We start from the raw sequence: 20,369 nt of genomic DNA on the forward strand, positions 1-20,369 counted from the left end.
ATTGGATCCTAGCATCGACAGATTGGATGCACTCTCCGGTGGGCCGGTTGGACGCCGGGCGCCGACTGTGGCAAGATTGGATCCATCAAGCGGTTGATCGGATCCACGGTCGCCGGAACCCCCGTGGAGAGGACCCTCGTGCTGAAGCAGGCCGACAACGAGAAGCTCACCCAGACCGGGCCGGACACCCCGCTCGGCGGGCTGATGCGCGCCTACTGGCAGCCGGCCGCCCTCGTCTCGGAGATGCCGGAGGAGCGGCCGGTGAAGGCGGTCCGGCTGATGGGGGAGGACCTGGTGCTCTTCCGTCGCGACAGCGGCGGCTGGGGGCTGATCAGCCGCTGGTGCGCCCACCGCGGCGTCGACCTCTCGTACGGTCGGCTCGAGGACGGCGGGCTGCGCTGCCTGTACCACGGCTGGCTCTACGGTCCCGACGGTCGCTGCATGGCCCAGCCGGCCGAGCCCGAGCACTCCCGCTTCGCGCAGAAGATCCGGATCTCCAGCTACCCGTGCGAGGAGCGCAACGGGATCGTCTTCGCCTACCTCGGCGCCGGCGACCCGCCGCCGTTCCCCGACTACGACTGCTTCAAGGCGCCCGACGAGTACACCTTCGCCTTCAAGGGCCTCTGGGAGTGCAACTGGCTGCAGGGCGTCGAGGGCGGGATCGACCCGTCGCACGTCTCGTTCCTGCACCGGTTCGTCGACGAGGACCCGCGCGACACCTACGGCCAGCAGTTCGCCGAGGAGGTCGAGGGCACCGGCCAGAAGCTCTCGAAGCTGGTCGGCGACGCCTACCGCCCCGACATCGAGGTCGAGCGCGTCGACCACGGCCTGCGGGTCTTCGCGATCCGCCAGCTGACCGAGCAGATGAAGCACGTCCGGATCACGAACCTGATGTTCCCCAACGCGTTCGTGGTGCCGTTCGGCAACGGCAAGGTCTTCACCCAGTGGCACGTCCCCGTCGACGACCACTCGCACTACTGGTACATGATCTTCTACGACTTCGAGGAGAAGACCGACAAGGAGACGCTGCTCGCCCAGCGGCTGAAGGAGGTCACGCTCCCCGACTACCGGCCGGTCCGCAACCGGGCCAACGACTGGGGCTTCGACGCGACCGAGCAGCGCGACGTCACCTACACCGGGATGGGGCTCGACATCAACGTCCACGACCAGTGGGCGGTCGAGAGCATGGGGCCGATCCAGGACCGGACCCAGGAGCGGCTGGGCGTCTCCGACCGCGCGGTGACCGCCAACCGCCGGCTGCTGCTGCGGGCGCTGGAGGACTTCGAGGCCGGCAAGCCGACGCCCGGCCGGGCGGCCGACGACGAGGCGGCGCGGGCGCTGGTCGGGCCGCGCGCGGTCGACACGATCGCCCCCACCGAGGGCTGGCAGGACCACTGGCAGCAGCGCGAGGCCGAGCGCCGCGAGCGGTCGCCGTGGGCCGGGCGCACCGAGCGGGTGAGCTGACGTGCGCAGCGCCGATCGCAACGCCGACGAGCGGCCGGTCGCCGAGGGCGGGGGCGGGGCCAGCGCGCGGCCGATGCTGGCTGCCGACCGCGGCGGCTTCGTCGACCGCCACGACCTCTGGAGCGAGGCCCAGTACGCCGCCGCCGGCCAGATCCGGCGCGTGGTCGACGAGGTCGGCGTCACGCTCGTGCGGCTGGCCTTCGTCGACCAGCACGGGATCCTGCGCGGCAAGACCCTGACCGTCGACGCGCTCCCGGGGGCGCTGCGCGACGGCATCACCGCGCCCTCGTCGCTGCTGCTGAAGGACACCTCCGGGCGCTCGGTCTTCTCCGTCTTCTCGGCCGACGTCGGGGTCGGGGTCGACGGCTTCAGCGGCGCCGGCGACGTGGTGCTGGTGCCGGATCCGTCGACCTTCCGGCTGCTGCCGTGGTCGCCGGGCAGCGGCTGGATGCTCTGCGACCTGCGCTTCCCCGACGGCGCCGAGGTGCCGTTCTGCCCGCGCTCGATCCTGCGCCGGTCGCTGGCCCGGCTGGCCGACCGCGGCTTCGCGATGACCGTCGGCGTCGAGCTGGAGTTCCACGTCTTCCGCGCGACCGAGGAGGGGCTGAGCGACGACCGGGTCGGCGCGCCCGGGCGCCCCGGCCGGGCCGCGGCGGTCGGCCCGACCACGCCCGGCGCCCAGCTGCTGCACGAGGAGGCGCTCGACGGGCTCGACGAGCTGGTCCACGCGCTGAGCGACGGCCTGACCCGGCTCGACCTTCCGCTGCGCTCGATCGAGCTCGAGTTCGGCCCCAGCCAGATGGAGGTCACGCTGGCGCCGTCGGACGCGCTGACCGCCGCCGACCACGTCGCGCTCTGCCGCTCGGCGATCCGCCAGATCTGCCGCCGCCACGGCTTCCAGGCGACCTTCATGTCGCGCCCGGCCGGGGCCGAGACCGCCTCGACCGGCTGGCACCTGCACCAGGCGCTGCGCGACGTCGAGAGCGGGGAGAGCGCTTTCGTGCCGCCGGCGCCGGCCGCCGACGCGCCGCCGTTCCCGGTCCTCTCGCTGACCGGTCGCCGCTGGCTGGCCGGGCTGCTGGACCACGCGGCGGCCGCGGCGGCCTTCTCGACCCCGACGGTCAACGGCTACAAGCGCTACCAGCCGTTCTCGCTCGCCCCCGACCGGATCGTCTGGGGGATCGACAACAAGGGCGCGATGGTGCGCGCGGTCGGCGGCGTCGGCGATCCGGCCACGCGGCTGGAGAACCGCTCGGGCGAGCCGGCCGCCAACCCCTACCTGTACGTCGCGGCGCAGATCGTCAGCGGCCTCGACGGGATCGACCGCGAGCTCGATCCGGGCGAGCCGACCGAGAACCCCTACGCGGCCGAGGCCCGGCGGCTGCCGGCGTCGCTGGCCGAGGCGCTCGACGCGCTCGCGGCGGACGGGGCGTTCGCCGCCGCGCTCGGCGAGGGCGTCGTCGCGTGGTACCTGGCCCTCAAGCGGGCCGAGGTCGCCCGCTACCTGGCGCACGTCTCCGACTGGGAGCAGCGCGAGTACTTCGGCCTGCTGTGAGCGGCCGGCGGCGGGCGCGGGTCCGCCGCCCCCGTCGCCGGACCGGCCGGCTCAGCCGGTGAAGACGGTCGCCGAGCGGCGCTCGTACCAGCGCGCCAGCTGCTCGCCGGCGTTGTCGACGTGGCGCTGCATCTCGCGCCGGGCGGCGTTGGCGTCGCCGGCGGCGAGCGCCTCGACGATCCGCTCGTGCTCCTCGACGTTCTGCTCGCGGTGGCGCTGGTCGCCGCGCAGCACCAGCCACGAGACGTTGCGCGGGAAGGTGTCGTTCAGCTCGCTGATCGTCCGCGCCAGCCGCTGGTTGCCGGCGGCCTGGTGGATCGTCGTGTGGAAGACGTCGTTGACGTGGGTCGTCGGCGGCTTCTCGCCCGGCGCCAGCTCCTGCGGGTTGGTCGTCGCCTCACGCATCGCGGCGTTCGCCTCGCGCAGCACGTCGAGCTCCGCGCGCGAGATCCGGTCGACGGCCAGCGCGCAGGCGAAGCCCTCCAGCTCGGCCCGCACCTGGTAGGCCTCGCGGACCTCCCACGGCACCGGCACCCGCACGATCGCGCCGCGGTGGGGGACGACCTCGATCAGGCCGCCGGTCTGCAGCTGGCGGAGCGCCTCGCGGACCGGGGTGCGGCTGACGCCGAGCTCGTTGGCGAGCTCCGCCTGGCGCAGCTGCGCGCCGATGGCGATCTCCCCGGTCATGATGCGCTGGCGGATGGCCGCGGCGATCTCGTCGACGAGCGGGCTGCGGGCGGGAGGGGCGTCGGTCATCGGCGGTGCGGGGCGAAGCAGGGACGGGAACTCGGCGCAGTGTATCCAGCAGGGCGGACATCGAGTGGATTTCGGCACAAGTTTCCGAAGATTGGATCCACATGCGATAGTCTCGGATCCATCCAAAGGAGCCGCCCGTGTCCGTGATCGATCTCTCCGTCCCCGTCTACAACGGCATGCTGCATCCCGGCCGTCAGCCGGAGATGCGCTACATGGAACGGATCGTCGACGGCGATCCCGGCAACGTGACCCGCTGGTACATGGGCGCCCACACCGGGACCCACGTCGAGGCGCCGCTCCACACCCAGCCCGACGGGGCGCCGATCGACGCGCTGCCGCTCGAGCTGCTGGTCGGCCCGGCCCGGGTCCTCGACCTGACCGGCGTCGAGAGCGAGATCACCGCCGCCGACCTCGAGGCGGCCGGGCTCGGCGACGAGCCGCGGGTGCTGCTGCGGACCACGAACTCGGCCGGGCCGCTCCAGGGCGAGACGCCGCCGGCCCGCTGGGTCGGCCTCCACCCGGACGGGGCGCGGCTGCTGGTCGAGCGCGGCGTGCGGCTGGTCGGCGTCGACTTCTACACCGTCGAGTCGCCCGGTCGCGACAAGACCTTCGACGCCCACTACGTGCTGTCGGCGGCCGGCGTCAGCACCGTCGAGTGCGTCGACCTGTCGGGCGCCGAGGCCGGCGTCCACGAGCTGATCTGCCTGCCGATCCCGATCCGCGGCGCCGAGGCGGCCCCGGCCCGCGCCGTCCTGCGGCCACTGCCCGCGGGGCCGCCGGCGGCGCCGATCGACGTCACCGTCCCGGTCCACACGGGGATGCTCCACTGGGGCCGGCGGCCGGTCCGCGAGGAGGTCGAGAGCTTCGCCGCCGGCGACCGCTGCAACGTCACCCGCTGGGACATCGGCTCCCACACCGGCACCCACACCGACGCCGGGCTGCACTTCGACGACGCCCGCGGGCCGATCGACCAGTACCCGCTCGACGTCCTGATCGGGCCGGCGCGGGTGCTCGACCTGACCTTCGTCGAGACCGAGATCACCGCCGCCGACCTCGAGCGGGCCGGCCTCGGCGACGACGAGCGGGTGCTGCTGAAGACCCGCAACTCGACCACCGCCCTGCGCGAGACGGAGAAGCCCGACTTCTGGATCGGCCTGGCGCCGGACGGGGCCCAGCTGCTCGCCGACCGCGGGGTGCGGCTGGTCAGCATCGACTTCCTGACGATCGACAGCCCGACCCGCGACGAGACCTGGGACACCCACCTGATCCTCTGCCCGCGCGACATCGCGATCGTCGAGTGCCTCGACCTGACCGACATCGCGGCCGGGGTCTACGAGCTGGTCTGCCTGCCGCTGAAGCTGCGCGGCGCCGAGGCCGCTCCGAGCCCGGCCTTCCTCCGCCCGCTCGCGGCCTGAGCCCCGGAGCGCACCGATGACCCGCACCGTCGCCGTCGCCGCCCCGCACGCCGACGCGACCGCCGCCGGCGAGGCCGCCGCGCGTGCGGGCGGCAACGCCCTCGACGCCGCGCTCGCCGCGGCCGCGGTCCTGGCCGTCACCTACCCGCACCAGTGCGGGGTCGGCGGCGACCTGACCGCGCTGGTCCGGCGCCCCGACGGCTCGGTCGTCGCGTTGCTCTCGCTCGGCGCCGCCGCGGCGGCGGTCGACGTCGGCCGCCTGCGCGCCGGCGGCCCGGCGATGCCGCGGCAGGGCCCGCAGGCGGTGACCGTCCCGGGCGCGACCGCCGGCTGGGCGGCGCTGGCCGACCTCGGCGCCGAGCTGGGCCTGGCGGCACCGGTCGAGCGGGCCGCGCGGCTGGCCGAGGAGGGCACCCCGGTGGTCGCCGGCCTGGCGCGGGCGATCGCCTCGCGGCCGGACGCGGTGACGCTCGATCCCGGGCTGCGGGGCGTGCTGGCGCCCGGCGGCGTGCCGCTGCGCGAGGGCGACCGCTTCCGCCAGCCGGCCCTGGCCGCGACCCTGCGGACGATCGCCGAGCGGCCGCTGGCGCTCTACGACGGGCCGCTGGCCGAGCGCTTCGCGGACGGCCTGCGGGCGCTCGACAGCCCGCTGACGATCGCCGACCTGCGGGCCCATCGGGCGGAGCTGACCGCACCGCTGACGCTCGAGCGGGCCGGCGTCCGCTGGTGGGCCGCGCCGCCGCCGTCGCAGGGCGCGGTCGCGCTGGCGATGCTCGACCTCGACCAGCCGGGCGACCTGCTGGAGCGGGCCCGCCGCGCCCACGACGCCCGCCAGCGGCTGCTCGGCGACCCCCGCAGCGGCCCGATCGACATCGAGCGCCTGCGCCGTCCCGTGCCGGTCGAGGAGCTGACCGCCGCGCCGCCGCGGCACGCCGGCGACACGGTCGCCGTGACCGCGATCGACGACGACGGCTGGTCGGTGGCGCTGATCCAGAGCAACTTCCAGACCTTCGGCGCCGGGATGCTCGAGCCGGGGACGGGGATCGTGCTCCACAACCGCGGCTCCTCGTTCCTGCTCGAAGCGGGCCATCCGGGCGCGATCCGGGCCGGCTCGCGGCCGCCCCATACGCTCTGCCCGCTGCTGGCCGAGGGGCCGGGACTGCGGTTGGCGCTCGGCTGCCAGGGGGGACGGGCGCAGCCGCTGATCCTGGCCCAGGTCGCCGACGGGGCGGTCGATCCGGTCGCCGATCCGGTCGCCACGCTCGCCGCGCCGCGCTGGGTCGTCGGCGACCGCGACATCGGCTTCGCGGTCGAGACGGTCCTGGCCGAGCCGGGCGCGGCGGTCCCGTCGTCGGTGGCCGGCAGCGGGCTGACGGTCGCCGCCGGCAACCCCCGCGAGGACCTCTGCGGGCACGTCCAGCTGGCGCGGATCGTCGACGGCGCCGGCGTCGAGGCGGCGGCCGACCCGCGCGCCGACGGCACCGCCGCGGTCGTCCGCGGGTGAGCCGCTCGGCGACCGCTCAGCGGCGGGTGCTGGCGCGCGGGCGCAGGGTGCTCTCGAGGATCGTCGGGCCGGCCTCCTGGTCGCCCTCGATCCGCCGCAGCAGCAGCGCCACGGCGGCCGCGCCGACGTCGCCGGGACGGAGGTCGATCGCGGTCACCGGCGGGTCGCTGGTGCGGGCCGCGGTGCCGTCCATCGCGGCCGCCACCAGCAGGTCGGCGGGCACGTCGAGGCCGCTCTCGCGGGCCGCCTGCACGATCGCGGCGGGGTAGTGGTCGGGCATCGCGACGATCGCGTCCGGCCGCTCGCGGGCCGCGAGCAGCGTCGCCACGTGCTCGCGGGCGGTGCCGTGGGCGCGGCGCGCGTCGGCGGTGTAGTGGACCGCCGCCGCTCGGCCGCGCTCGGCCGACCAGGCGCGGTAGGCGTCGACCGACTCGGTCGTCCAGGCGACGTCCCACTCCCAGGCGACGAGGGCGATCCGCTCGGCCCCGGCGGCGGCCAGGTGGTCGAGCAGCGCCCGCATCGCGGCGCCGTTGTCGCAGTTGACGTGCCAGCGGTCGTCGGGGCGGGCCGGGTCGCGCTCGACGGTCACGACCGGCAGCCCGGCGGCCGCCACCAGCGCCAGCTGCGGGTCGCCGGCGGGCGGGTCGCAGACGATGATCCCGTCCAGCTCGACCAGGTCCTCGGTCGTCCGCAGCGGCGGCGAGACCAGCAGCCGCTGGTCGGCGGCGGTGGCGGCGAGGACCGCGGCGTGGAGCACCCGCATCGGGTACTCGATGCTGGTGACGCCGTCGCCGACGGTGGCGGTCTCGAGCGGCGAGAGCACGATCGCCAGCGTGTTCGCGCGCCGGGTCCGCAGCGCCCGCGCGGTGCGGCTGGGCCGGTAGCCGAGCTGCTCGGCGATCGCCGCGACCTGGGCCGCGGTCGCGGCGCTGATCGTCCCGCGGCCGTTGAGGGCGAGCGAGACCGTGGCCGGCGAGACGCCCGCGGCGGCGGCGACGTCGCGGATCGTCACGCGACGTCCGTCGGGGCGCTCGGGGGACGGTGGGGCGGGCGGCACGGGGCTGATGATGCCGGCGATGGCGACGGCGTGGCGGCGATCGACTGGACGGCGGCCGCCGAACGCACTATAAATCGATTTATGGACGCGGGCCACCGCGACCGCGCAACGACATCCGACCTCGACCGAGGAGTGACCCTCTCGTGAGCACCTACGCCCCCACGCACGGGAACGAGACCGGGACGAGCCATCCGCTCGACCCGCTCGGACCGGCCGAGATCGACGCCGCGGTCGCGGCGGTCCGCGCCGACGGCCGGCTCTCCGAGCGCGTCCGCTTCTGGGGCGCGTACCTGGACGAGGACCACGCGCGGGCCGTGGCCGCCGGCGACGGCGACGCGGGCGAGCGGCGGCTGGAGCTGATCGCCGTCGACAGCGCCAACCGCAGCGGCTGGGAGATCGACGTCGCCGTCGCGACCGGCGGCGGCAGCGCCCGCGCCCTCGCCTGGCGGTCGATCGACCACCGCCGTCCCGGGATCACCTCGGAGGAGGCCCGCGCCGCCGCCCAGGCCTGCCGCGACAGCCCCGCCTTCCAGGCCGCACTGGCCAAGCGCGGGATCAGCGACATGTCGCTGGTCGTGATCGACGCCGAGTCGATGGGCGGCTTCGAGCCCGAGGGCTACGGCGACCGCCGCGTCACCTGGGGCACCGTCTGGCAGAAGACCTCGGTCGAGGACAACGGCTACGCCCGGCCGGTCCAGGGCGTGGTGCCGATCATCGACATGGACGCGATGGAGGTCGTCGAGGTCGAGGACCACGGCGTCGTGCCGATGTCGCAGGAGGCCGGCCCGATCGAGGCCGGCTCGTGGCCGGCCGACCGCCCGCTGCGGCCCGAGGACGGCGACGGCGCGACCGACCCGACCCGCACCGCGCGGACGCCGGCGCTGGCGCCGCTCGACGTGGTCCAGCCCGAGGGCCCCGGGTTCGAGGTCGACGGCTGGCGGGTCCGCTGGCAGGGTTGGGACCTGCGCGTCGGCTTCACCCACCGCGAGGGCCTGGTGCTCCACGACCTCTCGTTCCTCGGTCGCTCGGTCCTGCGGCGGGCCGCGGCCAACGAGATGTACGTCCCTTACCTGGACTCCAGCTCGACCCAGTACCGCAAGAACTTCTTCGACTGGGGCGAGTACGGCGCCGGCCCGCTGACGAACTCGCTCGAGCTGGGCTGCGACTGCCTCGGCGTGATCCACTACTTCGACGGCACGGTGCTCGGCGGCGACGGCGCCGCGCGCACGATCAAGCACGCGGTCTGCATGCACGAGGAGGACTACTCGGTGCTCTGGAAGCACACCGACATGCGCCGCGACGTCGGCGAGGTCCGCCGCTCGCGGCGGCTGGTGATCTCGAACTTCCAGACCGTCGCCAACTACGACTACGGCTTCTACTGGTCGCTCTACCAGGACGGACGGATCGAGCTCGAGGTCAAGCTGACCGGGATGCTGTCGGTCTCCGGCGTCGAGGCCGACGACCCGGTGCCCTACGGCCGGCGGGTGGCCGAGCACGTCCAGGCCCCGACCCACCAGCACTACTTCGGCATCCGCCTCGACCCGGCGATCGACGGCGACCGCAACCGGCTGGTCGAGGTCCACGCCGAGGCCGAGACCGATCCCGCCCGCAACCCGTACGGGAACGCGGTCCGGACGGTCCGGACGCCGCTCCGCAACGAGCGCGAGGCGGCCCAGCGCAACGACCCGGCGACGATGCGGCACTGGCGGATCGAGAGCGCCGAGCGGACCAACCGCTACGGCGAGCCGACCGCCTACCGGCTCCAGATCGCCGACACCACCCGCTCGTTCTGCGACCCGGAGAGCGTGATGGCGCGGCGGGCGCCGTTCATCCACCAGCACCTCTGGGCCACCCCCTACGACCGCGACGAGCAGTACGTCGGCGGCAAGTACCCCAACCACGCCGAGCCGGGGGAGGACGGGGTCCACGCCTGGCAGCGGCAGCAGCGCTCGATCGACGGCGAGCGGCTGGTGCTGTGGCCGATCCTCGGCACCCACCACGTGACCCGCCCCGAGGAGTGGCCGGTGATGCCGGTCGACGCGATCCACCTGACGCTGAAGCCGGACGGCTTCTTCGACCGCAACCCGACGATGGACGTCGACCGTCCGCGCCGGGCCGAGGGCGGCTCCTGCTGCCACTGACGGCGAGTCGGACGGCCGGAAATCACGAAACGAGGATCGAGATCATGAGCGTCACCGTTCCCGAGCGCTCCGTGCTGGTGGTGATCGACGTGCAGGGCGGCACCACCACCGCCGACCCGCTGGGGATCCCGAAGATGGGCCCCGTCGCCGCACGGCTGGAGCGGATCGAGCGGATCCGCGGGCTGGTCGCCGGCGCCCGCGACGCCGGCGTGCCGGTCGTCTTCATCCAGGAGGTCCACAAGCGCAACGGCGTCGACTTCGGTCGCGAGCTGGACGGCGCCGAGGGCGTCCACGCGCTCGAGGGCGACCCGTCGACCGAGCTGGTCGCCGGGCTCGAGCCGGTCGGCGACGAGTACCTGATCCGCAAGCGCCGCTACTCGGCCTTCTTCGCCACCGAGCTCGACCTGGTGCTGCGCTCCTACGGCGCCACCACGGTCCTGCTCGTCGGCGGGCTGACCGACGTCTGCGTCCACTACACCGCGGTCGACGCCCACCAGCACGACTACCGGATCCGGGTGATCACCGACTGCGTCGGCGGCTCCTCGACCGCCGCGCACGAGGCCGCGCTCGAGGCGATGCGCTACCTCCAGCGCGACAGCCACGTCACCAGCGAGCAGGTGCTGGCCGACCTGGCCGACGGCGCGATCGAGATCGAGGGGCTCCCTGTCGACGTCGGCTGAGCCGGCCGCGAGCGCCGCCGAGCGGCGGACCGTCTGGGTCCTGGTCCTCTCCACGGCGCTCTGCTTCCTGGCGATCGGGTCGCACGTCGCCGTGCTGCCGCGGTTCGTCCGCGACGAGGTCGGGGCGGGGGCGACCGCGGTCGGGATCGCGATGGGGGCGACGGCCGCCGTCGCGCTGCTGCTGCGTCCGTGGGCGGGCGCGCTCAGCGACCGCGGCGGCCGGCGGCGGCCGGCGCTGGCCGGGGCGGTGGTGATGGCCGCCGGCTGCGCGCTGCTGGTGCCGGCCGGCTCGCTGCCGGTGATCGTGCTCGGCCGGATGCTGATCGGTGCCGGCGAGGCGGCCCTGACCGTCGTCACGATGGCCTGGATGGTCGACGTGGTGCCGGCCCACCGCCGCGGCCGCGCGCTCGGGGCCTACGGGATGAGCATCTGGTTCGGGCTGGCGCTGGGACCGCAGTGGAGCGTCGCCGTGCTCGACCAGTGGGGGTTCGGCTGGGTCTGGGCCAGCGGCGCGGTGCTGGGGCTGGCCTCGGGCCTGACGCTGCTGCTGCTGCGCGAGCCGGCGCGGGTCGCCCACGCGGCCGACGCGGCGGGACCGGCGGCCGACGGCGTCAGCGGCGGCGGGGCGGCGCCCGGCGAGATCGCCGCGGTGGCCGCCGGCAGTGCTCCGGCGGCCGGCGGCCGGCTGCGGCGCTGGTGGGCCGGGGTCCCGCACGGGGCGCTGCTGCCGGGCCTGGTCTTCGTGCTGGCCGCGTTCGGGCACGCGGTGCTGGAGAGCTTCGGCGTGCTGCACCTCGGCGGCCGCGGGCTCGATCAGGGCGGCGGGATCGGCGGCGCGGCCAGCATCTTCACGGTGATCGCGGTGGCGACCTTCCTCGGGCGGATGCTCGGCGGGCGGCTCTGCGACCGGATCGGCGCGATGCCGGTGGCCTTCGCCGCGGTCGTGCCGCTGATCGCCAGCTACGTCGTCTTCGCGTTCGCGTCGTCGTTCGCCGTCGCGGCGGTCGCGGCGGTGCTCTGCGGCTGCGGGCTGGCGCTCGCCTACCCGGCGCTCTCGATGATCGTCGCCGAGGCGGTGCCGCCGGCCCAGCGCGGCGCCGGCCTCGGGCTCTACATCGGGTCGATGGACGTCGCCTTCGGGGGCGGGGCGCTGCTCGGCGGGCTGGTCGTCTCGCTCAGCTCGACCGAGGCGGCGCTGGCCGGCTCGGCGGTGGTCGCGGTCGGCGCCTACCTGCCGCTGCTGGTGCTCCGCCGGCGGGGCCTCGGCCGCCCGCTCACGGCGGTCCCGGCCCCGGACCCGGCGTAGTGGCGTCATCCCACCTTCGGCGGGGTGGGGGTGGGATGACGCCCGAACGGGGTCAGGCGGGGAGGGCGACGATCGCGTCGACCTCGACCTGCGCGCCCTTCGGCAGCGCGGCGACCCCGACGGCGGCGCGGGCCGGCGGGTCGGCGGCGAACCAGCGCGCGTAGACCTCGTTGACCTCGGCGAAGGCCGCCATGTCGGTCAGGTAGACGGTCGCGCGGACGACGTCGGCCATCGTCGCGCCGCTCGCCTCGACCACCGCCTGGAGGTTGCGCAGGGCCTGCTCGGCCTGCTCGGCGGGCGTCGTGCCGACCAGCTCGCCGCTGACCGGGTCGAGCGGCACCTGGCCGGAGCAGAACGCGAAGCCGCCGGCGGCGACGGCGTGGACGTAGGGGCCGATCGCGGCGGGCGCGTCGGGGGCGGTGATCGGGCGGCGGTCGCTGGCCATGGGGTCTCCGGGGTCGGGGTCGGGGTCGGGCGCTCAGCGGCCGAAGAGCAGCCGGCGGGGGTTGTCGGTGAACATCCGGTCGAGGGTCGCGCGGTCGATGCCGGCGGCGACGGCGGCGTCGGCGAACTCGTCGAAGACGAAGGTCAGCCCCGGGCCGCCGAAGGCCGCCTGGTGCGAGCGCTGGCTGACGTCCTGCGAGAGCAGGATCCGGTCGCCGTAGCCCTGGTCGACGAGCGCCCGCAGGTACTCGACGCGCCGGCGCAGCTCGTGCTCGACGACGACGCCGGCGATCTTGACCGCCATCATGCAGTCGTACTCGACGTAGACGCCCCGCTTCAGCAGGTCGATCGAGTAGTCGAGGCTCTTGACCGTGTCGGTGTGGCCGATCACGATCCGCTCCGGCGCGACGCCCTCCTGGGTCAGGATGTCGATCTGGGTCTCGGCGGTCGGGAAGGTCGGGGCGTGGGTGGTGACCATCACGCCGGTGCGGGCGGCGGCCCGGCCGGAGGCCCGGAACGAGCGCTCCTCGAGCGCCGTCACGTAGGGCAGGTCGGACGCCACCTCGCCGATGAAGCCGGCCCGCACGCCGGTGCCCGGGATCTCGTGCTCGAGGTCGGCGACGAGGAACTCGGCGATCGCGTCGGTCGAGTTGCGGTCGAACCACTCGGCGTCGCAGTAGTGGTGGAAGTAGTGGCCGGTGCCGAGGACGACGTTGACCCCGGTCGCCTCGGCCATCGCCTTGGTCGCCAGCACGTTGGCCACCGAGCGCGAGCCGGTGATCGGGTGCTGGACCTGGTCGGCCGGGTCCTTGGAGAAGTAGATCGGCGCGGCGTAGCGGCTCAGCTCGCCGTTGGTGACGTCCAGCAGCGTCCGGCCGCCGGCGGCCCGGAAGGCCTCGATGTCCGCCTGCCGCTCGTCCCAGACGGTCAGGAAGCCGTCGCGCGGCTCGGTCGGGTGGAGGTTCGCGAAGACGTGCTCGTGGGGCAGCGTGATCCCGAGCTCGTCCGGCCCGATCGGGCCGGTGACGGACTGGACGACGTCGGACATGGGTCTCCGGGGGTCGGATGGATCCTTGGATCCTACCCCCGGAGTTTTGTATCCACAATGCCGAGTGGCGGACCCCGTCCGCCGCCGGCTACCGCGTGAGCTTCTTGTAGGTCAGGCGGTGGGGCCGGTCGGCCTGGTCGCCCAGCAGCTCGCGGCGGTAGGCCTCGTAGGCCTGCAGGTTGCCCTCGAACCAGGTCGCCGTCGAGTTGCCCTCGAAGGCGAGGATGTGGGACGCGATCCGGTCCAGGAACCAGCGATCGTGGGAGATCACGACCGCGCAGCCGGGGAAGCCGAGCAGGCCCTCCTCGAGCGCCTGCAGGGTGTCGGTGTCGAGGTCGTTGGTCGGCTCGTCCAGCAGCAGCACGTTGCCGCCGCGGCGCAGCAGCTTGGCCAGGTGGACGCGGTTGCGCTCACCGCCGGAGAGCGAACCGACCTTCTTCTGCTGGTCGCCCTTCTTGAAGTTGAACGACGCGACGTACTGGCGCGAGTTCATCTCGCGGTCGCCGACCTTGACGTAGTCGAGGCCGTCCGAGATCTCCTCCCAGACGTTCTTCTCCGGGTCGAGCGCGTCGCGCGACTGGTCGACGTAGCTGAGGTCGACCGTCTCGCCGAGCTTGATCGTGCCCGCGTCCGGCTGCTCGAGCCCGGTCAGGAGCTTGAAGAGCGTGGTCTTGCCGGCGCCGTTGGGGCCGATCACGCCGACCATGCCGCCGGGCGGGAGCGTGAACGAGAGGTCCTCGAACAGCAGCTTGTCGCCGAAGCCCTTGGTCAGCCCGTTGGCCTCGATCACCGTGCCGCCCAGCCGCGGCCCGGGCGGGATCGTGATCCGGGTTTCGTCGAGCCGCAGCGAGGCCTGCTCGGCCATCAGCGCGTCGAGGTTGTTGAGGCGCGCCTTCTGCTTCGTCTGCCGGCCCTTGGGGTTCTTGCGGGCCCAGTCGAGCTCCTCGTTGATCCGCCGCTGGCGGGCCACGTCGGTGCGCTTCTCCATCTCCATCCGCTTGGCCTTCGCCTCCAGCCAGCCGGAGTAGTTGCCCTCGAAGGGGATCCCGCGGCCGCGGTCGAGCTCCAGGATCCAGCCGGCGACGTTGTCGAGGAAGTAGCGATCGTGGGTGACCGCGACGACGGTGCCCTTGTAGCTCTCCAGGTGCCGCTCCAGCCAGTGGACCGACTCGGCGTCGAGGTGGTTGGTCGGCTCGTCGAGCAGCAGCAGGTCGGGGGCCGAGAGCAGCAGTCGGGCCAGCGCCACCCGCCGCTTCTCGCCGCCGGAGAGGTCGGTCACGGCCCAGTCGCCGGGCGGGCAGCGGAGCGCGTCCATCGCGTACTCGACCTTGTTGTCGAGGTCCCAGGCGTCGGCGGCGTCGATCTCCGCCTGCAGCCGGGCGAACTCGTCGGCGGTCTCGTCGCTGTAGTTGACGGCCAGCTCGTTGAAGCGGTCGACCAGGGCCTTCAGCTCGGCCAGGCCCTCCATCACGTTCTCGTGGACGGTCTTGGTCTCGTCCAGGTGCGGCTCCTGCTGGAGGAAGCCGACGGTGGCGTTGGGGGCCAGCTGCGCCTCGCCGTCGAAGTCCTTGTCCTGCCCGGACATGATCCGCAGCAGGCTCGACTTGCCGGCGCCGTTGTAGCCCAGCACGCCGATCTTCGCGCCCGGGAGGAAGGACAGCGACAGGTCCTGGAAGACCGTCTTGTCCGGCGGGTGCTTCTTCGTCACCCGGTGCAGCGTGTAGACGTACTGACTGCTCACCCGACAGACGGTAGCGGGACGCCTGCACCGACCCCGGCACGGTGGCGCCGAGGACGGCGTCCACCACTCGCTGGTACGGTCCCGGACATGCGTCCAGGCTGGAGGAGCGGGCGCGGGGCCACGGCCGTCCGGTCGTGGCCCTCGCCGTTGCGTGGCAAGCGGGCCCGGCACGAGCTGGCCGTGCTCGGACCGGTGCTCGCGCTCGGCGCGCTGCTGCGCGGAGCGCTCTTCCTGGCCGCCTCGCCGGCGCTGCTGAACAACGCCGACGCGGTCTCGTTCCTGGAGCTGGGCGCGGCCGGGTCGACGGTCGGCGACGCCCTCCACCCGCCGGGCTACCCGCTGTTCCTGCACGCGGCTTTCGCGCTGCTCGGCTCGGCGACCGCGGTCACCGTCCTCCAGCACCTGCTCGGCCTGGCCGCGGCGGCGATGCTCTACGCCGCCGTCAGGCTGCTCGGCGGCGCGCGCTGGGTGGCGGCCGGGGTGGCGCTGGTCGCCGCCTGCTCGGGCGACGTCGTCGTGCTCGCCCACACCTACGTCAGCGAGACGCCGTTCCTGTTCCTGCTCGCGGCGGCGACGCTGCTGGCCGCGCTCGCCGTCCGTCCCGCCGTCCGCGCGCGGCCGCGGCGGCTGGTCGCCGTCGGCCTCGGGCTCGGCGCGGTCTTGGCCGCGGCGGTGATCGTGCGGACGGTCGGCCTGCTGCTGCTGCCGGTCGTCGGCCTGTGGCTGCTGGCGCACCGTCCGGCCCCGCGGTCGGCGGCGGTGCTCGCGGCGGCGGCGATCGGCGTCGTCGCCGTGCTCGGGCCCTACCTGCTCCACCGCCAGCACGTGACCGGCTCGTTCAGCTTCTCGCCGACCGCGGGCTGGAGCGCCTACGGACGGGTGGCGCAGATCGCCGAGTGCTCGCGGATCGCCGTCCCGGCCGACGCCGCCGGGCTCTGCGAGTCGGAGCCGGGAGGCGCCGCGCGCCGGCCCGACGTCCGCGCCTACTGGTTCGACCCCGAGCGCTCGCCGGCGCTGCGCGAGTTCGGCGGCGCCCCGCGCGGCGACGCGACCCTGAACCGGATGGCGGCGGCGGTCAACGCCCGCCAGCGGGCCGACGCGATGGCGCTGCGGATGCGCGACGCGATCCGCCAGGCGTGGCCGGCCTTCGCCCGCCGGCGGGCGGCCCAGATCGAGGGGCCGGACGGCGAGTTCCCGGCCGACCTGCGGTGGGCCTACGCCGAGCAGGGCGCGCTGCGCGTCCTCGCCGAGCACGGCTGGGGCGGCCGCTACCACCGCAGCGACGGCGGGGTCGTCGCCGCGGCCCGGATCCAGGCGCTGGTGCGGGTCCCGCCGTGGGCGCTGCTGCCGGCCGCGCTGCTGGTGCTGCTGGCGCTGTTCCGGACCCGCGGGCGCCGGCGGCCGATCGCGCTGCTCGGCGGCGCGGCCTTCGTCCTGATCGCGGGCTCGGCGGCGATCCAGCTCTACAACCCGCGCTACGCGGTGCCGGCCGCGCCGCTGGCGGTCGCCGCCGGCCTGCTGGCGGCCCAGGCGCTGGGCGTGCCGCAGCGGACCCGCGAGCTGCTGCGCCGCGCCCGCCGGGCGTGGGGCCGGGGCCAGGCCCGCGCGGCGCTGCGGCGCGCGGGCACGACGGTCGCCGCCGCCCCGCCGGCGCTGCTGGTGGTGCTGGCCGGCGCCGCGGTGCTGCGGCTGGCGACGACGCTGGCGCTGCGGCCGGCGATCGACGACCGCACGAGCGCGATCGCCGCCCTCGACCAGGGGCGCAGCGGGCTCTGGTCCGACCTGATCGACCCGCCGGCCCACGCGCTCTGGTCGCGGACCGCCGACCTGCTCCAGCTGGGCCCGCTGGCGGTGGTCTCGGTCGAGCACCTGATCGGGGTCCTGACGGCGCTGCTCGCCTACCTGGCCGCGCGGCGGCTGCGGGCGCCGGTCTGGGCCGCGGTGGTGGCGGCGGCGATCGTCGGCTGGGATCCCGACCGCGCGCTCCAGGAGCACCTGGCGGGTGTCTCGAGCGTGGCGACCGCCGCCGCGCTGGGCGCGTTCCTGCTGGCCGCCCGCCGGCCCGGTCCGGGCCGCTCGCTGGCCGCCGGCGGGCTGCTGTCGGTGGCGCTGCTGCACGTCGCCGGGACGACCGCGGTCGCGATCCTGGCCGTGGTCGCGGTGGCGTTGCTGGTCGCCCGCCTGCGCCGGCGGGCGGCGCCGACGGTGGCGCTGGTCGCGCTGCCGGCCTGCGCCCTGGGGCTGGTCGCGATCGACCGCTGGGACGTGGCCGGCGGACCGCTGCGGATCGACGCGTCGGCGCCCTTCGCCCGCTACGTCGCGGCGGTCGAGCAGGTTCCCTGCCCGCGCGGCCTCGACCCCGACCTGCGGCCGCTCTGTGCCCCGCCCGGCGAGCCGCGGACCCGCAACGCCGCCGCGATCCGGGTCCGGGCGACCGCTCCCGGCGACGCCGCCCGCCAGCGCTGGCTGCTCGAGCGGTGGCTGGCGCAGGCCGGACGCGAGCGGCCGCTGCCGAGCGCGCTGCTCGGCTCGCGGTGGTGGGCGCGGTGGATCCAGGGGCGGACGCTGCAGGGGGTCGACGCCGGTCGCCGCGACGCGGTCGCCGGCGCCTGGCGCGACGCGGTCGAGCGGATGCGGGAGGAGCAGGACGGGCAGCGGCCGGCGCCGCCCGCCGACCCCGGCCGGACCTCGCGCCCGCCGCGGCCGCAGCCCGCCCGCCGGCCGCTGCCGACGACGACGATCGCCCAGCACGCGCCGCTGCACGCGATCGCCTGGCTGCAGGCGCTGGTCCGCCGCCCCGGCCTGCGGGTGCCGGCGATCGTGGCGCTGGTGCTGCTGAGCGTCGTCGCCGCCGTCCGCCGCCGGCTCGCGCGGGTGCTGCTGGCGGCGATCGTGGTCTGCGCCCTGGCGCCGGCGACGATGGTCGGCCTGCTGCTGGCGACCGGCCTGCTGGCCGTGGCGGGGGCCGCGGGGGCGGGGGTGCTGGCCGAGCGGCTGGCCGGCGGGGCACGTCCGACGGGCGGGCGGATCCGGGCCCGGCGACGGCGTGGCCACGCGCGGGGCGCCGTGCTACCTTCCAATTGATGGCGCGATCACCCGCGCCTCCCGGACGAGAGGGCGCGCCGTACCCGGAACGACGACGGCGCTCGCGGAGGACGGACCTCATGTCCTGGATCATGTTGGCGGCCGCCGGCCTGCTCGAGGTGGTGTGGGCGATCGCCATGAAGCACAGCGACGGCCTGACCCGGCCGCTCGAGACCTCGATCTTCGTCGTCGCCGCCGTGGCCAGCTTCTGGCTGCTGGCCCAGGCGCTGCGCGACCTGCCCGTCGGGACCGGCTACGCGGTCTGGACCGGGATCGGCGCGATCGGCGCCGCCACCGTCGGGATCGTCTTCCTGAGCGAGGCGGTCAACCCGGCGCGGCTGGCCAGCCTCGGCCTGGTGGCGATCGGGATCGTCGGCCTGGCCCTCAGCTCGACGACCCACTGACGACGAGCCGCGCGCCCGGCGGGGCCGGGCGCGCGGACGAGGGTCGGGACCGCCTCGGCGACCCGCGATGCCGGGCGCGGCGCGCGCGCCCGGTGGACCGGCCGGCGCACGAGACGGCCGGTCCACCGGGCGACGCACGCCACCCACGGCGGGGGCTGCCACCCCCGGTACTGCCAGGTCCCGCGCGCCCCACCCGGGAGAGGAAAGGGACAGGAGGACGCGCGGGCCTTGGTCGCCCGCCCACGCAGACGACGGCGACCAAGCGGGACGGCTATCGCCGGCGACACTCCCGGAGCGGTGTGGCGTCAGGCGGCGAATCGGCCATACCTGGAAAGTAGATCAGAATTAGAGAAATTGCAAGTCCCGGTGGCGGGCCGACCGTGTCCGGGGCGCTCGCCGCCCGCGGGTGGCGGGCGCCCGTTGGTCGCTCCGGCGCGGCCCGCTAACCTCGGTGGGATGGCCTCTTCCGTCTTCGACATCGAGCATGGGCTCGGGCTGCTCGAGCTCACCCCGCCGTTCGACAAGCGAGACGTCCAGCAGGCCCGCCGGAACCTCGCCAAGCGCTGGCACCCCGACCTGGCCCCGCCCGGCCGGCAGCTCGAGCACGAGCGCCACCTGAAGGCGGTCAACGAGGCGGCCGACCGGCTCGAGCGACTGGCCGAGGAGTCGCGCGGCGGCACGATCACCGCCAACGCGGTCCGCGTCAACGCCGCCGCCGCCCGCGCCGCCCGCGAGGAGGAGGGCCGCCGCGCCTACGAGGCCGCGCAGGCCGCCGCCGACCGCGCCAAGCACGACCCGTTCGGCAGCCGGATGCCCGACCACTCGGTCGTGCACCGCTACGCGCGCTGCGTCTCGTACCCGGAGTGGGGCGTCGGCAGCGTCAGCGGCGTCTACTTCACGGGCGAGGGCGACGACATCCAGCAGTTCGCGCGGGTCGCGTTCCAGCTCGGCATCCGCACCGTTCCGGCCGGCACCCTGCAGTTCGTCGACTTCTCGAAGCCCGACCCCGGCGCCGAGCGGGTCCAGCGGTTCCTGACTGCGGCCCAGCACGCGCTGGCCGAGGGCGAGTTCGCGGTCGCGGCCAAGCGGCTGCTCTACGCCCGCGACGCCGATCCCTCCAACACCGTCGTGCTGCGGCTGCTGACCGTCGCGCTGCTCCAGGCCGACGACCTGGCCGCCGCCGGCCGCGCGGTCCGCGACTGGCTGCGGGTCGAGGGCGAGCGCCCCGGTCCGCACCGCTTCGCGGCCCGGATCTACGAGGCCCAGGGAGCGACGATCCAGGCCGAGGAGTCGGCCGCGCGGGTGGTGGGGCTGACCCCGCGCGACGGTGCCGCGTGGGCGCGGCTCGGCCGGCTGCGGCTGCGGCTGCACGACCGCGCCGGGGCGCTCGACGCGCTCGAGCGGGCGCGGGCGCTGGAGCCGACGGTCGAGGGCCTGATGGACCTGGCCCTGGCCGCGCACCTGTCGGGCGACCTCGGCCGCCAGGTCGACGCCTGCCAGCAGGCGACCGAGCTGGCGGACGCCGAGGAGGTCGATCCCGGCCTCCGCGCGCGGGCCTGGGCGCGCTACGCCCACGCGCTGGCGCGGACCGACCGCACGACCGACGCGCTCGAGGCCTGCGAGCGGGCGCTGCAGCTGGCGCCGGCCGACCGCGAGGTCCGCGAGCTGCGCGACCGGCTGCGGGGGCGGACCCCGCGCGAGCTGCAGGCGACCGCCGGCTGAGCGGCAGCCGGTGGCGGACGGCCTTCACCCGCGGGTCACACCAGGCCG

15 protein-coding genes and 1 riboswitch are annotated in these 20,369 nt (G+C 75.3%); of the genes, 10 read left to right on the top strand and 5 right to left on the bottom strand.

Annotation, left to right across the window (positions count from 1 at the left end; translation table 11 throughout):
* The first annotated feature begins 138 nt into the window (after window positions 1-138).
* On the top strand, window positions 139-1,464 hold the full coding sequence (locus tag SH587_RS02495) for a Rieske 2Fe-2S domain-containing protein (protein ID WP_375341721.1): 1,326 nt from the start codon (window positions 139-141) through the stop codon (window positions 1,462-1,464).
* Window positions 1,465-1,537: 73 nt separating this feature from the next.
* Window positions 1,538-3,019 carry a glutamine synthetase family protein gene (locus SH587_RS02500; RefSeq protein WP_375341722.1) on the top strand — a complete coding sequence of 494 codons (1,482 nt, stop codon included), beginning with the start codon at window positions 1,538-1,540 and terminating at the stop codon, window positions 3,017-3,019.
* A 51-nt stretch (window positions 3,020-3,070) separates the two neighbouring features.
* Here SH587_RS02500 and SH587_RS02505 read toward each other — a convergent pair whose 3' ends face one another.
* Entirely contained in the window at window positions 3,071-3,775 is a 705-nt protein-coding gene (locus tag SH587_RS02505) for a GntR family transcriptional regulator (RefSeq protein WP_320668978.1), read from the bottom strand.
* Between the two features lie 137 nt (window positions 3,776-3,912).
* Here SH587_RS02505 and SH587_RS02510 point away from each other — a divergent pair, with 137 nt between their 5' ends.
* Window positions 3,913-5,190: a cyclase family protein gene (locus SH587_RS02510; RefSeq protein ID WP_320668979.1), complete on the top strand. Its 1,278-nt coding sequence runs from the start codon at window positions 3,913-3,915 to the stop codon at window positions 5,188-5,190.
* A 16-nt stretch (window positions 5,191-5,206) separates the two neighbouring features.
* Complete coding sequence (locus SH587_RS02515; protein ID WP_320668980.1) at window positions 5,207-6,694, top strand: gamma-glutamyltransferase; 1,488 nt, start codon at window positions 5,207-5,209, stop codon at window positions 6,692-6,694.
* Window positions 6,695-6,710: 16 nt separating this feature from the next.
* On the opposite strand, the gene SH587_RS02520 is transcribed toward SH587_RS02515, so the two are convergent.
* Window positions 6,711-7,706: a LacI family DNA-binding transcriptional regulator gene (locus SH587_RS02520; RefSeq protein ID WP_320668981.1), complete on the bottom strand. Its 996-nt coding sequence runs from the start codon at window positions 7,704-7,706 to the stop codon at window positions 6,711-6,713.
* 188 nt (window positions 7,707-7,894) lie between these two features.
* Here SH587_RS02520 and SH587_RS02525 point away from each other — a divergent pair, with 188 nt between their 5' ends.
* From SH587_RS02525 to SH587_RS02535, 3 genes are read left to right on the top strand one after another with little or no spacing between them, the layout of a single operon-like run.
* The gene (locus SH587_RS02525) at window positions 7,895-9,892 is read left to right on the top strand and encodes a primary-amine oxidase (protein WP_320668982.1); all 1,998 of its coding nucleotides are present in this window, start codon (window positions 7,895-7,897) and stop codon (window positions 9,890-9,892) included.
* Between the two features lie 44 nt (window positions 9,893-9,936).
* The gene (locus tag SH587_RS02530; protein ID WP_320668983.1) at window positions 9,937-10,572 is read left to right on the top strand and encodes a cysteine hydrolase family protein; all 636 of its coding nucleotides are present in this window, start codon (window positions 9,937-9,939) and stop codon (window positions 10,570-10,572) included.
* Window positions 10,573-10,612: 40 nt separating this feature from the next.
* Window positions 10,613-11,878 (top strand): MFS transporter, encoded by a 1,266-nt coding sequence (locus SH587_RS02535; RefSeq protein ID WP_320669283.1) that lies wholly within the window; start codon window positions 10,613-10,615, stop codon window positions 11,876-11,878.
* A gap of 52 nt (window positions 11,879-11,930) precedes the next feature.
* Here the strand turns inward: SH587_RS02535 and SH587_RS02540 are convergent, their stop codons facing one another.
* From SH587_RS02540 to ettA, 3 genes are all read right to left on the bottom strand, one after another.
* Window positions 11,931-12,323, bottom strand: a complete 393-nt coding sequence (locus SH587_RS02540; RefSeq protein ID WP_320668984.1) for a Rid family detoxifying hydrolase — start codon at window positions 12,321-12,323, stop codon at window positions 11,931-11,933.
* Between the two features lie 33 nt (window positions 12,324-12,356).
* Entirely contained in the window at window positions 12,357-13,370 is a 1,014-nt protein-coding gene (locus SH587_RS02545; RefSeq protein WP_320668985.1) for a phosphotriesterase family protein, read from the bottom strand.
* A gap of 88 nt (window positions 13,371-13,458) precedes the next feature.
* On the bottom strand, window positions 13,459-15,111 hold the full coding sequence (ettA, locus tag SH587_RS02550; protein WP_320668986.1) for an energy-dependent translational throttle protein EttA: 1,653 nt from the start codon (window positions 15,109-15,111) through the stop codon (window positions 13,459-13,461).
* Between the two features lie 87 nt (window positions 15,112-15,198).
* On the opposite strand from ettA, the gene SH587_RS02555 reads away from it, so the two are divergent.
* The 3 genes from SH587_RS02555 (at window position 15,199) to SH587_RS02565 (ending at window position 20,321) form a co-directional block, all read left to right on the top strand.
* The gene (locus tag SH587_RS02555) at window positions 15,199-18,195 is read left to right on the top strand and encodes a hypothetical protein (RefSeq protein WP_320668987.1); all 2,997 of its coding nucleotides are present in this window, start codon (window positions 15,199-15,201) and stop codon (window positions 18,193-18,195) included.
* Window positions 18,192-18,260, top strand: a riboswitch (guanidine-III (ykkC-III) riboswitch). Its footprint overlaps the gene before it by 4 nt.
* Before the next feature lie 15 nt (window positions 18,261-18,275).
* A complete protein-coding gene (locus tag SH587_RS02560; protein ID WP_320668988.1) occupies window positions 18,276-18,599 on the top strand; it encodes a DMT family transporter in 324 nt (107 codons plus the stop codon).
* A gap of 456 nt (window positions 18,600-19,055) precedes the next feature.
* Window positions 19,056-20,321, top strand: coding sequence for a hypothetical protein (locus SH587_RS02565; RefSeq protein WP_320668989.1), 1,266 nt, complete (start codon window positions 19,056-19,058; stop codon window positions 20,319-20,321).
* Window positions 20,322-20,369 lie beyond the last annotated feature (48 nt).

The sequence above is a fragment of the Patulibacter defluvii genome (genome assembly GCF_034096925.1).
In the GTDB taxonomy this organism is placed as follows: Bacteria; Actinomycetota; Thermoleophilia; order Solirubrobacterales; family Solirubrobacteraceae; genus Patulibacter; species Patulibacter defluvii.

Excerpts from the sequence above, each read along its gene's own strand:
- SH587_RS02500 (WP_375341722.1), top strand. The coding sequence starts at position 1,538 with ATGCTGGCTGCCGACCGCGGCGGCTTCGTCGACCGCCACGACCTCTGG.
- SH587_RS02530 (WP_320668983.1), top strand. The coding sequence starts at position 9,937 with ATGAGCGTCACCGTTCCCGAGCGCTCCGTGCTGGTGGTGATCGACGTG.
- SH587_RS02515 (WP_320668980.1), top strand. The coding sequence starts at position 5,207 with ATGACCCGCACCGTCGCCGTCGCCGCCCCGCACGCCGACGCGACCGCC.
- SH587_RS02505 (WP_320668978.1), bottom strand. The coding sequence starts at position 3,775 with ATGACCGACGCCCCTCCCGCCCGCAGCCCGCTCGTCGACGAGATCGCC.
- SH587_RS02565 (WP_320668989.1), top strand. The coding sequence starts at position 19,056 with ATGGCCTCTTCCGTCTTCGACATCGAGCATGGGCTCGGGCTGCTCGAG.
- SH587_RS02540 (WP_320668984.1), bottom strand. The coding sequence starts at position 12,323 with ATGGCCAGCGACCGCCGCCCGATCACCGCCCCCGACGCGCCCGCCGCG.
- SH587_RS02560 (WP_320668988.1), top strand. The coding sequence starts at position 18,276 with ATGTCCTGGATCATGTTGGCGGCCGCCGGCCTGCTCGAGGTGGTGTGG.
- SH587_RS02555 (WP_320668987.1), top strand. The coding sequence starts at position 15,199 with ATGCGTCCAGGCTGGAGGAGCGGGCGCGGGGCCACGGCCGTCCGGTCG.
- SH587_RS02545 (WP_320668985.1), bottom strand. The coding sequence starts at position 13,370 with ATGTCCGACGTCGTCCAGTCCGTCACCGGCCCGATCGGGCCGGACGAG.